Origin of the sequence: Pedococcus sp. 2YAF34, assembly GCF_052114585.1 — a bacterium.
Classification (GTDB): Bacteria; Actinomycetota; Actinomycetes; order Actinomycetales; family Dermatophilaceae; genus Pedococcus.
The window spans coordinates 1-375 of sequence record NZ_JBFRFA010000152.1 but is presented as its reverse complement, the minus strand read 5'-3'; the positions used below and the strand labels follow the sequence as shown (position 1 = coordinate 375).

Annotated in this window: 1 pseudogene; it reads left to right on the top strand. The window is 62.9% G+C overall.

The window, feature by feature from the left end:
* A pseudogene (gene thrS, locus AB4Z02_RS19330) lies at positions 1–375 on the top strand (threonine--tRNA ligase); the annotation flags it as partial.

The window sequence follows — 375 nt, the reverse complement described above, 5'->3', positions numbered from 1 at the left end:
CCGCCAAGCGCGACCACCGCAAGCTCGGCGCTGAGCTCGACCTGTTCAGCTTCCCCGAGGAGATCGGTTCCGGCCTCGCGGTCTTCCACCCCAAGGGTGGAATCATCCGCAACGAGATCGAGAACTACATGCGCGAGCGCCTCATCGCGAACGACTACGAGCTCGTCAACACTCCGCACATCACCAAAGCGCACCTGTACGAGATCAGCCAGCACCTCAACTGGTATCGCGAGGGGATGTTCCCGCCGATGCACCTCGACCAGGAGGTCGACGCAGACGGCAACGTGACCAGGCAGGGCCAGGACTACTACCTGAAGCCCATGAACTGCCCGATGCACAACCTGATCTACCGGGCGCGCGGACGCAGCTATCGCG